The 13,567-nt window shown below is 39.9% G+C and carries 12 protein-coding genes; 9 read left to right on the forward strand and 3 right to left on the reverse strand.

What is annotated here, in order from left to right; genetic code table 11:
- Positions 1–215: 215 nt before the first annotated feature.
- On the forward strand, positions 216–1,049 hold the full coding sequence (locus ACZZZC_RS12250) for an MBL fold metallo-hydrolase (RefSeq protein ID WP_463482293.1): 834 nt from the start codon (positions 216–218) through the stop codon (positions 1,047–1,049).
- A 73-nt stretch (positions 1,050–1,122) separates the two neighbouring features.
- Entirely contained in the window at positions 1,123–1,377 is a 255-nt protein-coding gene (locus ACZZZC_RS12255; RefSeq protein WP_463482294.1) for a hypothetical protein, read from the forward strand.
- A gap of 117 nt (positions 1,378–1,494) precedes the next feature.
- Here the strand turns inward: ACZZZC_RS12255 and ACZZZC_RS12260 are convergent, their stop codons facing one another.
- Complete coding sequence (locus tag ACZZZC_RS12260) at positions 1,495–2,097, reverse strand: DUF4142 domain-containing protein (RefSeq protein WP_463482295.1); 603 nt, start codon at positions 2,095–2,097, stop codon at positions 1,495–1,497.
- 281 nt (positions 2,098–2,378) lie between these two features.
- On the opposite strand from ACZZZC_RS12260, the gene ACZZZC_RS12265 reads away from it, so the two are divergent.
- Together ACZZZC_RS12265 and ACZZZC_RS12270 are read left to right on the forward strand one after the other, a co-directional pair.
- The gene (locus tag ACZZZC_RS12265; protein WP_463482296.1) at positions 2,379–2,591 is read left to right on the forward strand and encodes a hypothetical protein; all 213 of its coding nucleotides are present in this window, start codon (positions 2,379–2,381) and stop codon (positions 2,589–2,591) included.
- 188 nt (positions 2,592–2,779) lie between these two features.
- A complete protein-coding gene (locus ACZZZC_RS12270) occupies positions 2,780–3,412 on the forward strand; it encodes an alpha-ketoglutarate-dependent dioxygenase AlkB (protein ID WP_463482297.1) in 633 nt (210 codons plus the stop codon).
- A 155-nt stretch (positions 3,413–3,567) separates the two neighbouring features.
- Here the strand turns inward: ACZZZC_RS12270 and ACZZZC_RS12275 are convergent, their stop codons facing one another.
- Complete coding sequence (locus tag ACZZZC_RS12275) at positions 3,568–4,284, reverse strand: class I SAM-dependent methyltransferase (protein WP_463482298.1); 717 nt, start codon at positions 4,282–4,284, stop codon at positions 3,568–3,570.
- Between the two features lie 109 nt (positions 4,285–4,393).
- Positions 4,394–5,107, reverse strand: coding sequence for a DUF3891 family protein (locus tag ACZZZC_RS12280; RefSeq protein WP_463482299.1), 714 nt, complete (start codon positions 5,105–5,107; stop codon positions 4,394–4,396).
- A 299-nt stretch (positions 5,108–5,406) separates the two neighbouring features.
- Between ACZZZC_RS12280 and ACZZZC_RS12285 the strand changes: the two genes are divergently transcribed.
- The 5 genes from ACZZZC_RS12285 to ACZZZC_RS12305 all read left to right on the forward strand — a co-directional run bounded on the left by ACZZZC_RS12285 (position 5,407) and on the right by ACZZZC_RS12305 (position 13,193).
- Entirely contained in the window at positions 5,407–6,762 is a 1,356-nt protein-coding gene (locus tag ACZZZC_RS12285) for an alpha-amylase family glycosyl hydrolase (RefSeq protein ID WP_463482300.1), read from the forward strand.
- Positions 6,763–6,864: 102 nt separating this feature from the next.
- Entirely contained in the window at positions 6,865–7,947 is a 1,083-nt protein-coding gene (locus tag ACZZZC_RS12290) for an AI-2E family transporter (RefSeq protein WP_463482301.1), read from the forward strand.
- Positions 7,948–8,124: 177 nt separating this feature from the next.
- The gene (locus ACZZZC_RS12295) at positions 8,125–8,748 is read left to right on the forward strand and encodes a class I SAM-dependent methyltransferase (RefSeq protein WP_463482302.1); all 624 of its coding nucleotides are present in this window, start codon (positions 8,125–8,127) and stop codon (positions 8,746–8,748) included.
- Between the two features lie 246 nt (positions 8,749–8,994).
- Positions 8,995–11,907, forward strand: a complete 2,913-nt coding sequence (locus tag ACZZZC_RS12300) for a triple tyrosine motif-containing protein (RefSeq protein ID WP_463487325.1) — start codon at positions 8,995–8,997, stop codon at positions 11,905–11,907.
- Positions 11,908–12,308: 401 nt separating this feature from the next.
- The gene (locus ACZZZC_RS12305) at positions 12,309–13,193 is read left to right on the forward strand and encodes a polysaccharide lyase (RefSeq protein ID WP_463487326.1); all 885 of its coding nucleotides are present in this window, start codon (positions 12,309–12,311) and stop codon (positions 13,191–13,193) included.
- Positions 13,194–13,567: the final 374 nt, after the last annotated feature.

Here is a 13,567-nt window from a genome sequence, read left to right on the forward strand (position 1 = left end):
TAAGCGGTGCGAGTTGAAACGTGCCAATCTGATTTAAACGATTGCTTTTCGCCGCTATAAAAAAATCGATGTTGCCGCAAAATGATAAAACCATCATTTGAAATTCTTGGTTTTTTAGAAGCGGACTAATGTAAACCGTTTGAGAGGAGCTGCTCAAAGTTTAAAATATAATTGAAAATCTTTCTGCAAAGGTGAAATTGAAGAATCGAAAGCTTATGGAAAAAATATCTCAAAGTGAGGATAATCATTTTATCCCAATGACTTCATCATCCAGCTATGATGATGGAGTAATTTCTGGTGATGTATACTACTACACCAATCAAATTGTGAATATTGCTATGGTAGGTAAACCTGGTGAATCGTGGTTTTTAGTTGATGCTGGAATGCCAACTTCGGGAAAAGAGATTCTCAAAGTTGCAACAGAAAGATTTGGAGAACGAAAACCTGACTTTATTTTGCTCACTCATGGTCATTTTGATCATGTCGGAGGTCTTGTTGAACTTCTAGAAAAATGGCAAGTTCCAGTCTATGCACATCAGGCAGAGTTTCCTTTTCTAAATGGAACACAAGATTATCCTGAACCAGATGACACTGTTGAAGGTGGGCTTCTGGCAAAAATCTCGTCACTATATCCACACAAAGCTACAAATATCACCCCTTATCTAAAAGTTCTGCCTGAGAACCAAACCTTGCCAGGATTTGAAGATTGGAGCTGGATACATACGCCAGGACATTCGCCCGGGCATATTTCCATTTTCAGGCCAATAGATCGTGTACTGATAAGCGGCGATGCTGTTGTAACCGTGAGGCAAGATTCACTTTATAAAGTTCTCTTCCAGATTAAAGAAGTTAACGGCCCGCCACGGTATTTGACTACTGATTGGGATGCTGCCCATCAATCGGTGAAAACGTTAGCCAGCCTTGATCCGGAGTTTCTACTTACCGGGCATGGCCAAGTGATGGAAGGTGAAGAAATGAGATCGCAATTAAAAGATTTAGCCGAAAACTTTCACGAAAAAGCGGTACCGAAACATGGGAGATTTAGCTAAGATAGCGTCTACCATTTAATTATGATAGATACTAAATGGAAATCAATGTGAAATATTAAACGACATCAAAGACATGAAACTTACAGATACGTTAATTAAGGTAATTAATAAGGCCTATCCGGAAAATGAATTTATTGAAACAAACTTTGGTCGTTATGATCTTTCGCTGAAAACAGACGATGACGGCAGAGCAATTATGATTTTTATTGGCAAGAAGGATGCAAATGGAAAAATCAGAGGCGAGCGCTACGCCAGAAGGCTTAAATTCGGATCGAATGGTGAGGTTATTAAAGACCATTGGGAGCATAAAGGCCCTGCCACTCCTTAATAGAAACGGACGCGGCGCAATTGAATGGTTGCGCAGCGTCCATTAGAATACAATAAAAAAAGTTATAAAAGGGCATTAGCTGATAAGCATTAGGATCACTGTATAAAATCAGCTAACTCACTTAATATTTCTTCCCAGCTCATCTAGCAGTTCTTTCTCCTTTTTTAATCTCGGTAACTCGTCTTTTACAAAAGCTTTTACCCTTTGTTGTCTTGCGTTATAGGCATCCTCATAAGCTTCAATGTTTTTATTCAACTCAACTGATAATTGTTTATAAAATGGCCTGTCGAATGCTATACCTACCTGCCGAGATAACCAACGAAGCGAATCAACTTGTTCGATCCGCAATGCCTCATTTAAAAGCACTTTATTTTTATTGCAAAAACCCTCCAAGTTTTTTTTATAAAATCTGGTGCGTTCACGTGCCCTTTTTGCATATGTTTTAATTTCTTCACTGCTTCCGGAAGACAAAGCCGCAGTAAGTAAACTATCTTGAACAACTAGAGATTGGCTCGCTGCTTTCAAATATCCTGCTGCATCTTCCTCCATATTTGTTTCGAATGTTTCAACCCCTCCAACGTGATCTTTAACAGCAGTATCATTTCCAACGCTGTCTTTTTCCATTGATGAACGTTTGTCGGCTATATTGCAGCCCAAGCCAAGGTTGGCTAGTGCTATAATGGTAATTGTATTTCTCCACTTAAATGTTCTTTTAATCATAATATTATATTTTATCTTCTTGAAAACATCGCTCCTTAATTGTTTGTTGATGCGACCTGTGATAGGAGAGAAAAACACGTACATTTTGAAGCTAAGCAGGTATTTAACTTCGGTTTAGAAAAGATTGAGACTAATGAGATCTAATTCCGTTCAAATGAAGTAGCTCGACAAATGATGGTTCTAAAAATTCAAATCGCGATTGATTTGGTTTAGAAGTAATTAACCTGAGGTGGTCAAAACCAATTCATGCCAAATATGTTGTCTTTCATATTAGCTATGTTATGCAATCGTATAGTTTCAACATCAATACCTACAAAGTTGAGGTAAATCAGTTTAATAATGAATACCATGTCAGTCTTGATGGGGTTCATGCAGGTGTGATATTTCCCGAAAAGATAGAGGAACCGCCATTTACAATCTGGAAAACCAGTGATCTTATTCCTGAAGATTTGGTCCAAAAAATCGGCGCAGCGATTGAGCAAGAGCAACGCTAATTTCAATGGAAGTCTAGTTAGTCGTTAATTGGTTGGTTTTTGTAGGGAAACGTTCGGAATGTAAATGAAACGATTTAACCATCTTTTATCTTAATACACTACTTTAGTTTAACTCCATTACGTACTGAAATCCAGTTTTTTATTTCCCTCATTATCAACGTTTAGATCTTATATTTTAATTTAAAAAAATGGAAACGCTTATACCAGGTTTGTTCTTGTATCCAGATTTTATTGATCTAGCAAAAGAAACAAAATTATTAAATGAAATTGATGGTCAGTCATGGATAGTTGATTATCAAAGAAGGCTTCAATATTATGGCTTTAGAAATGAACTGGAGGTACCCTACAATCTGGTGAACTATCCGATCGCTATTCCTCAGGAAATAGATCAACTGGCGCTGGAAATTGTCGAAAAGCATATTTTAGATCATCAGCCTGATCAGGTAATAATCAACGAATACCTTCCTGGTCAAGGCATTAAATCACATAAAGACCGGGCTTATTATGAGAATCAAATTTGCGGGATCAACCTCGGAAGTGGATGTGTGATGAAATTTACTAATACCAGCACTTTTGAAGTTATTGACGTGGTGATTCCCAGGCGATCTTTATATGTGATGCAGGATGATGCCCGCAAAAAATGGAGTCATGCAATTCCGCCAAGAAAAAAAGATATGATCGATGGAAATATAGTTCATAGAGATAGGAGAGTTTCGATCACTTATCGAAAAGTGAAACCATCCAGGGTGCAGCCACTCGATCCAAACGGAAAAGTTGCCCAAATGTTAGCAGAAAACTTAGGTGTTTCAATGAGGTTGTGAGTCGAACTTAGCGTTCACTGTAAGCCTTTCGCCATGTTTTTCGGTTATAGAGCATGATGCTTAAGCTTTAGGATAACGGCAAAAAGCATTAATTGAGCTGCTACAGATTAAAAGTTTCCTATAACCCGTGACACGGAAACTAGATAAAGGAAATTTTATTTTACTGTTTTTTCAAATAGTAGGAAATGCTGTAAGGGCAGAAATTTGCCGTTTTTAACCAGCTTAAATCCACTCGCTCCAAGCTCTTTTTTCACTTGCTTTACACTCATTTTGTGCTCTGGTTTGATTGCTACCTGTGGGTCTTCTGCTTTATACTCTAATAGCAGTAGCTGACCATTAGGTTTAAGCGCTTTGCTTATCGCTGCGAGGTATGCTGCAGGGTTTTCTAATTCATGATAGACATCTACCATAAATGCCAGGTCAATTGAACTGGGTGGTAAATTGGGTGAGGTATCTGAGCCTTTGATCACTTCCACGTTTTTAACACCATCGTCGAACGCTTTTTTCTTTAGGTGAACAATTGCATCATTTTGGATTTCGACTGCATATACTTTACCTTTCGGAATACGCGTAGCAACACGGAAAGTATAAAATCCAGATCCTGCACCAATATCAGCAACAACGGTGTTGCTCTTTAGTGGCATCGACGCCAAAGCCAGATTAGTGTTTTCTTCCGCTGTCCGGCTGTTTCTTTCCAACCATTCTACGCCTTCGAAGCTCATTACCTGGGCAATCTCGCGGCCCATATATACCTTGCCTGTACCATTTGCAGATGGTTTTTTGAAAGTGTAAGGCGATTGTTGTTGTTGTGCAACGGCCGTTTGAAGCAATAACACCAAGAAAACGGGAAAGACAAAATTTGATATTTTCATAGTAATGAAGTATAATTTATGTGAAATTATCTATTTCTAAAACGATGTCATGAGGTTATAAAATCGACTAAACAAATGTACATTTCTTTTTTGGTGATGTTTTTTATCTCTACGAACGAGAGATGATCATATTATGATTTTTAACGGCGGAAGTTTTGAGTTTTGACCTAAACTCCTCATCACTTTTAAACCTGAGCTGCGTTATTGTTCTGGTTTCATAGCTGACTGAAAATTGATCTGTTTCAAAAGGCCATGGCTCAACAATGAGTGATTCTTCTTTTTGAAAGAGGAAATAGGGAAGTCCGTTAGGTCCGGTACTGATTTCTACCTTGCGACCTTCAGGCGGGATTTGCGACTGACAGATCAATAAGGAAAGGGCATCTGAAAATTCCAAAAGAGCGTAAGCCAGGTCAATTGATTTTTTTGTAACTTCTGTATCCTTAAGCCATCGGGGTTCGTGCTTTTTTAGATTTGTTATAAAACTTTTGGCTAATGGATCGCTCCCGTGGGTAAAAGAAATGTGTCTGGCGATTAATAGCGCAATAACCCGGCTTTTGGTCAATGCCATGTCCATCAATCTCGTCGAACTGTCCAGGTCAAATCTGGTACTCTTAAAATTGATCGGTGCTCCATTCTCATCAATAAGCGGACTGCGTTCGAATTCATTGTAAACGTCATCATGTTCAGCTGTTGCGATTAAGGTCTCAACCCATTTTTCGGGCTGATCCGTAACTTTCCATCGAGCGCAAATCTGCCCTGCGAGCAATCCGTGTGAACGCTGGGTAACGATGTGCCAGCCTTTTTCATCATATTGTACAATCATGATTAATTGACCTTTTCTTTCGGGTCCAAAAGATCAACAGAATTTAATTCAATAGGTTTTATCAATGTTTTGACCAGCAGTATGAGAAAGACTTAATATCCCTATTGTGAAATCGATTGCAAGTTATCCTGATAAACAACCTCCTGAGATAAAGGTATTTGGTAGTTTAAAATTCCAAAGACCGATGCGGCACCATTTTGTATCTAAAGCAAAATTCTGGTTACGCTTACTAATTTTGCGCTTTGGAAGATACTTTATGTCACCCTCCTTGCTACCTTTAAAGTCTAGAAGTTTTGCAAATGAAAAACAACCTTTCAATATTATCTCTTTTAGCAGGCTGGTTTTTGATGCTACCTATGTTAGCTCTTGCTCAAAATAACGGCTATCCTGCTCAATACGGTCAGCCGTTTACGGGCGTTCCCGATACTAGGGATGTGATGCTTTATCAGGTAAACACCCGGGCCTTCAGTAAAACAGGTGATTTTGCAGGCGTAACTCAAAGATTGAACTCGATTAAAGAGCTTGGTATTAATGTGATCTACTTAATGCCCATTTATCCAGTAGGTAAACTCAAAGGCGCAAATTCTCCTTACGCAACGATGAATTATGATGAGGTAGGAAAAGAATTTGGTACGCTGAACGATTTACGAAAGCTGGTGGATGAGGCGCATAAAAGAAATATTGCCGTAATGCTTGATATTGTGGCTAATCATACTTCGTGGGACCATCCCTGGATAAACAAACCGGGTTATTATCTGCGTGATAGTTTGGGTGAAATCAAATACCCAGAAACATGGCGGGATGTTGCCCAATTAGATTTTCGCAACCAAGAACTGAGGTTGTCACTGATTCATTCCATGAAGTCTTGGGTATATAAAGCAAATATCGACGGCTTTCGTTGTGATTATGCTGATGGTCCTCCACTTGATTTCTGGAAACAGGTAAATGATAGTTTGAAGACCATTAAAACCCATAATCTTTTGATGTTGGCCGAGGGCAGTAGTCCCAGATATTTTACTGCTGGTTTTGACTACTTTTTTGGTTTCAATTATTTCGGGAATCTGAAAAGTATCTTTAGCAATAATAAATCTGTAAAGTCGATTGATACGTTAAATAATAGTGACTATAAAGGTGCAAAGAGTGGCCAGGCAGTGGTTCGATACTTAACAAATCACGATGTAAACGGATCAGATGGCACGCCGCTTGAGCTTTTCGGTGGCAAAAAAGGTTCTGCTGCCGCCTTCGTTGTTACCGCCTACATGAAAGGCGTTCCAATGATTTATAACGGACAGGAGATAGGAACGCCATTCAGGCTTACCTTTCCTTTTACGGGAAAATCCATCGACTGGTCTCTCGAAGAAACCAACCGAGATGTGCTTGCGGAGTATAAGAAAATAGTGGCTTTCCGAAACAAGAGTAAGGCTGTACGCAAGGGTGTTATGGTTTCATATAGTAGCGATGATGTTTGTGTTTTCACCAAAACCCTTAATAAAGAAAATGTGCTCGTGTTAGCTAATTTGAGAAATAAACCTGTTACGTACAGTCTTCCAGTTAAGCTTAAGGGCAAGTGGACAAACATTTCAGATGGCTCAAAAACCAACCTGGCGCAAGTATTCAGGCTGAAACCTTTTCAATACTTAATTCTTCAAAAATAGAAATCATCAAGTTTAATATTGCCTTACATAAATTTAAGCCACCTTTTTTATAATATCATTCATCTCACTAAACTTTTGCGTCAGCGTATTGTTTGTTGGCATATGGAAAAACTTAGCCTCTCTGTAAATACGCTGTTTCTTTTTGTGCTGGCCTTTGGCGGACTGTATTTTGCCGCTCCATTCTTGATTCCGATAACGCTGGCTGCTGTGTTATCGATGGTTTTCATCAGGCTATCCAACTTCTTTGAACGCAAGGGGGCTTCCAGAGCCTTTGCTTCACTTGCATGTATTTTGCTTTTCGTTCTTGCCATGGGGCTGATCATTGCGCTGTTGTCCATCCAGCTGGGAAGTCTCGCGGATCATCTCGACGGGATGGAAAAGCGGATCGTTGGGATGTTGGAGTCTTTAAAGTCATGGATCAATGAAACGATTGGGATCAAAAAAGCGGAGCAGCAAAAGGCCATTGAGCAAGGTACTAAGGGCAAATCAGGTGGGTTAATCTTATCTTTTGCTTCTGGTTTGATGGGCGTTCTGATCAACACCGTTCTTGTGCTGGTTTATATGTTTCTTTTTCTTTCCATGCGTGGCCATATCAAAAAGTTTTTGCTGAAGCTGGTTCCAAAAAAGGAAAATGAGGATACAACTGAAGTCATTCATCAGGCAGGCAAGGTGTCACAGAAATATCTCAGCGGTCTTGCTGCCATGATTGGCGTATTATGGATCATGTATGGAATAGGTTTTAGCATTGTTGGGGTGGAAAGCGCCATTTTTTTTGCTGTCCTTTGCGGCCTTCTCGAAGTGATTCCATTTATTGGAAATCTGACCGGTACCGGTTTGACTGTGCTCGCCGTTGTAGCCCAGGGTGGAGATGGAAAGATGATTATCGGTGTTTTAATTACCTATTTTCTTGTGCAATTTTTGCAAAGTTATATTCTGGAACCCGTTATTGTTGGTGAGCAAGTTAACATTAACCCACTGTTTACCATTATGGCGATTGTGCTAGGTGAGTTGGTGTGGGGCGTCGCGGGAATGATTTTGGCAGTGCCGTTATTGGGGATGGCAAAAATCATTTGCGATCACTATCCGCATTTGCAGCCCTATGGTTTTCTCATTGGTCCCGAAAACCCCAGAAAACCAAAAACCTCCGTTTTGGATTATTTTAAGAAGGTGTTTGCTAAAAATTGATTTTAAGGATTTAAAAAGCTCTCGTTGTACTTGCTGTTCCGTTCCAAATTATTCATCCATCTGTTTTGTAAATAATTTTTCCGCTTTGATAATCTTCCTCTTGGTATTGCTTTAAGCTCCAAAGGCAATTTTCATTATATGATGAGCAGAGTTTATGCAAATGTTATCTTTGCGAAAATGAAAAAATCAAGAAAGGAAAATCTTCAAAAAATTTACGGTAACATCGACATTTATCTTTTCGATCAACTCCTGAAAGGGACTTACGATCATTGTGAAAAAATACTGGATGCGGGCTGCGGTGAGGGTCGCAATCTGGTGTATTTTCTTCGAAGTGGTTTCGAGATTTTTGGGGTTGATCAACAGCCCGAAGCGATTCAGCAAGTTGAGGAACTAGCCCACATTTATGCTGCGAAACCTTTATCTGGTCATTTTCAGGTGGCCGATATTACTTCTCTTCCCTTTCCAGATGCAGATTTTGACCTTGTGATTAGCAGTGCAGTTTTGCATTTCGCAGAAAACATGGAGCATTTTGAAGCCATGCTTAACGAGATGTGGCGGGTTTTAAAACCAGGTGGATATTTTTTCTGCCGGCTCGCCTCTGATATTGGAATTGAATCAAGTGTCCACTTTATTGGCAACGGACGTTATATTCTCCCGGATGAGTCTGAGCGATTTTTAGTTAATCAGGAAATGCTGATCCGTTTAACCAAAAAGATGAGAGGTGAGCTGCATGAGCCCATAAAAACCACAAATGTTCAAAACCTTCGCAGTATGACCACCTGGTGTGTACAAAAGCAATAGAATCACTTTTCATCTCCGATATTTGAGAACAAAGCTGTAGTGCTGCAGCTAATCTAGTTTTGCGAGTTATCAATCGCTAACTTAACGGTAGGATAACCTGTTGATGGAATGAACCGCCCGAGACCATGATTTTTTAGTTGTCAGATAGCGGTGAACTGCTATACGATATCATTTGCTGGAGCTATCTCCCAAGTTGCCAGATTTGGAAATATATTTCTATAATTGCATAAATCATTCCCTAACCAAATGATAAAAACGCTGATATTCCTGCTTGCTCTTTTCGTTGCCGGTAATTCCATGGCGCAGGAATTGCTGGGCACACCCAAAATCGTCAATTATACAAATGAAGTGTATAAGGGAGGAATTCAGAATTGGGATGTGAAACAAGATCGGGGCGGCATTCTTTACTTTGGAAACAATGAAGGATTGCTGACCTTTGACGGCAGACACTGGAATCTGCATCGTTTGCCTAATTTTACCGCTGTACGATCTCTAGGGATTGATTCCAGAAGCAGGATTTATGTAGGCGGCCAGGATGAATTTGGTTATTTTTTTCCTGATGCGCAAGGAATTCTCCGCTACCACTCGCTTTTATATTTACTACCAGAGGACTTGAGGAAACTAGCGGACATCTGGGATATTTCAATCGTAAAAGATGAAGTTTTCTTTCGTTCAAACAATGCTGTGCTGCACTACAAGAATGATGTTGTCAAATATTACAAAACCGCTACCACCTGGCTTCACCTTGGAGAAGTGAACGGAAAGGTTTTTGCTCAAGTGAGAGAGAAAGGGCTGCTCCTGTTTGACAAAGGTATCTGGACTCCATATTGTGCAGACACTGTGCTAAAGCAAGCCAGTGTTACCTCCATCATACCATACGGAAGGGATTCTATTCTCGTATCTACGTTGAAAAGGGGGTTGTTTATCATTTCAAAAGGAAAGCTAACCTCATTTAAAACTGGGTTTGATCCAGTACTGTTCAATGACAGGATTTTTTTTGCTAGCCAAATCAGTTCAGGTCAATACGCAATTGGTACCACTTCGGGAGGAATTTACATCATGAACAGGGTGGGTCAGGTGGTTCAAAAATACAATTATCGGGAAGGTTTACAGAATAACAATGTCCGGGGTATTTTGCTAGACAAGCATAAAAATGTGTGGCTCGCCCTTGATGATGGAATTTCATATATAGCCATTAACAGTGCGATCAAGAATATCTTTCCGGATAGAACTAAGCAGATCACCAGTTATGCTTTCCGGAAGCACAATCAATCTATTTACATCGGTACATCTAACGGACTTTACCGTTCCGCAATCACTGGCAATTCTGCTGATATAAGCTATTCTGTTTCTAACTTTCAGGAAGTGAAAAACACCAAAGGCCAGGTTTGGGGACTCAATGAATTCAACAACCAATTGCTTATGGCCCATGAAGAAGGGACATTTCTGATCAATAATAATGTAGCTGTGCCCATGTTTAGTTTGCCAGGCACGTGGATGTTCGAGTCTCTTGAAAACATCTTTCCCGTTACAGATGTGATTGCCGGAACTTATACCGGACTTCAAAAACTTGCCTATAGCAATGGAAGATTTGGCAATATGGGCAAGGTTGAAGGCATCAAAGAGACCCTTAGGTTCATCGTTGCAGATAACAATAATCCTGACTTAATTTGGGCTTCGCATCCATACCATGGCGTTTATAGAATTTTGCTGAAGCCTGATCATAAAAGCATTTTAAATGTTAAAATGTTTACTGATGTAGATGGGCTACCTTTCAAACTCTACAACTACGTTTATCGGATCAAGAACAGGGTAGTGGTCGCAACCACTAAAGGAGTTTATGAGTTCGATTCAAACAAAAATCGGTTTGTCCGTGTCAGCTTGTTTGGAAAGTTGTTGGATGATACACCGATTCAGTATCTGAAAGAAGATAACGACGGAAATGTTTGGTTTGTAAGTAATAAAAGGGTTGGGGTTATTGATTTTAGCAGACCTTCTGGTAAAAGTAATTTCAGCATTTTTTACATGCCTGAACTTGATGGGAAAGTGGTGGGAGGATTTGAATCGATCTATGCCCTGGATGACAAAAATATTTTTATTGGGGCAAACAAGGGAGCTTATCATATTAATTACAGCAAATATATCCGAAATATAACCAGACCAAATATTGTGCTCGGAGCTGTAAAGCTACAAGGCAAAAGCGATAGCCTGGTTTTTGGGGGATACTTTGTAAAGAACAATGCGATTGCCGAGCGGCAGGACGTCTCTCATATTCCAAGCTTTAACAATGAGTTAAACTCAATCCATTTTGAGTTTTCATCTACACTTTTTGAACAGGATAAGAATTTAACTTTCAGCTATCAGTTGGTTGGTTTCGATGATCATTGGTCAGTCTGGAGCGATAAGAGCGAAAAAGACTATACCAACCTCCCGGCCGGGTGCTATACTTTCAATGTCAAGGCAAGGTCTCATATCAATAACGAATCGAAGGTTTTGAGTTATGTTTTTGAGGTTAAGCATGCCTGGTACGATACCTGGTGGATGAAAATAATATACATCTTGTTAACTGCGCTTGCGATTAAAGTGTTGATCAAATGGCAGAAAGCAAAACATCAGAAGGCCCAGCATCGCATGAGTTATCTGCATCAGCTTGAGCTTGATCGAAATGAGAAAGAAATTATCAGACTGCAGAATGAGAAATTGGAAGCCGAAGTGAATTACAAGAATAAGGAGCTTTCTACCATGACCATGCACTTGCTGCAACGTGGAAAAGTTTTGGCCAAAATCAAGGAAGTTATCTCTGCAGTAGTTAAAAACCATGATATTACTGATAGTAGCACCAGCTTTCGGCATCTCATCCGGTTGATCAAAGACGTAGAGCGAAAGGATCAGGAACTCGATCATTTAAGTGTGCATTTCAGCCATGTGAATACCGACTTTTTCAATAAGCTAAAATCCAGATATCCTGAACTTAGTCAAAATGACTTAAAATTCTGTGCTTATTTATCGATGAACCTTTCTACAAAAGAAATGGCCCAGCTGATGAATGTTACCATCAAAGCGGTGGAAGTGGGCCGGTACAGACTTAGAAAAAAGTTGCAGCTTAAGCCTGAAACTAATCTCTACGAGTTTTTAAATGAAATTTCCAAAACAAAATGATCTAAATCGCCTCTTTAAAATCAACTTTAGTTTGTATCATCCAAGTTAGAATTACGCTTGGTTTGATGCTATACCCTTCATTTTGTCAGCTGGCCGATTGGTTCGTCAGATTAATTTCTATACTGAAGGATAAGCTTATCATGAAATTGATTATTAATTAGAAATGGCTTAATTAACAGGTTGTTAATGCTATTATTTCAAACGATTGAAACGTTAAGAAAAGTAGCTTTTTGTAGTATTTTAGTTATGCTATTGTATTCTTTATCTGTCTGGTTGGTAAATTTAAGAAAAGCAACTATCCATCATTTAGAAAACAGACAGTCCTATTATTTCCCTCAGTACAGCCTCCAGGAGATTGTCTGAGCAGCTTAACAAATCAGTTCATTTCTAACCAAATTCTTATGAGTTCAAAAATCAATTTATTATTGGCGGGCATTGCCATGCCATTATTTTTAAGCATCTTCTCTGGCTGTTCTAAGGAGGAACAAAGTCAAAATCAGTTCTCTACCGCTACTGAAGAGAAAGTTAGTTTGGAGAAAACCATGGCAACAGCTGCCGCCCAGGCCTATCCCAGTAATATTAATACGCAGTTTAGTCGAGCCGATGGTCCGTATAGTTCCAGTGCCGCAAGTGCGGATTTTGGTGGGGCAACACTTTCTGGCTGGAATCAGGATCGTGCCTACATTTCAAGTGGCTGGGCCAGGGCTACGCTGGCACCTAATGCAGTCTCCAATGGCTTGATTGCCGGAGCAGATATATCCGATGGATCAGCATATGAGGCTGATTTTAAAGTCCGTTTTCATTCTCAGTTCGACTGGAGCCGTGGAGGTAAAGTGGGCTTTGGGTTTCTGATCGGCGAGGGCAACACTGGTTGTGATATTGCTACCGATGGCAATGGAGGAAGTCTGCGATTGATGTGGTACAATAACGGGAGCAGGGTTTATTTTCAACCGTATGTGTACCATAGGGATATGGCGGGCCCTTGTGGAGATACCTTTGGAAAAAGTTATCCTTCGAGCGGAAGCCTGGTAAAAGGTGAGAGCTATAATGTTCATCTCTACGTGAAGGCCAATACAGGATCTAGTACAAACGGTTGGGTGCAGGTGCGAATCAACGGAACCGCTGTCCTCGATCAGGCCATTCGGTGGACGACCAATGATGCGCAAAGACTGATCAAGCGCCTTTCTTTCCATAATTTCCGTGGTGGAAAGGATGTTGCCGTATGGGGAAGCAGTCAAACCAGTTACATCTATTTCGATGACCTGGTGGTAAATAAAATTCAGTAAACTGGCGCTTCAAAGCGTGAAGCTTTAACCAGTCGTAAGCATAACTGCAACAGTCCCGGGCATGGATATTCCTGCCCGATCTTTATCCTTTGTTACCTGTTTAACCATCCGCTGAACTTCTTAAAGCATGACTTTACTTGTTTAACATAAAACTCAGGGTATGTTTTTTCAAGTGTCTGTTTATCAGTTTTTTGTATTGTACGTGTAGGGTCAATGTAGGGGCGGTTTCTAATTTTTTGTCATTTGAGGAAGCCTTTGTATGGTTGCTGTAGTAGTGCTGAATTGTGCGATTTTCATTTACCGCTTTAGATTTGATTCCATCATCCGGCAACCAAATCCGGATGTATATAACTAACCAAATATTAATTTAAAAT

Source organism: Pedobacter sp. AC212, assembly GCF_979258625.1.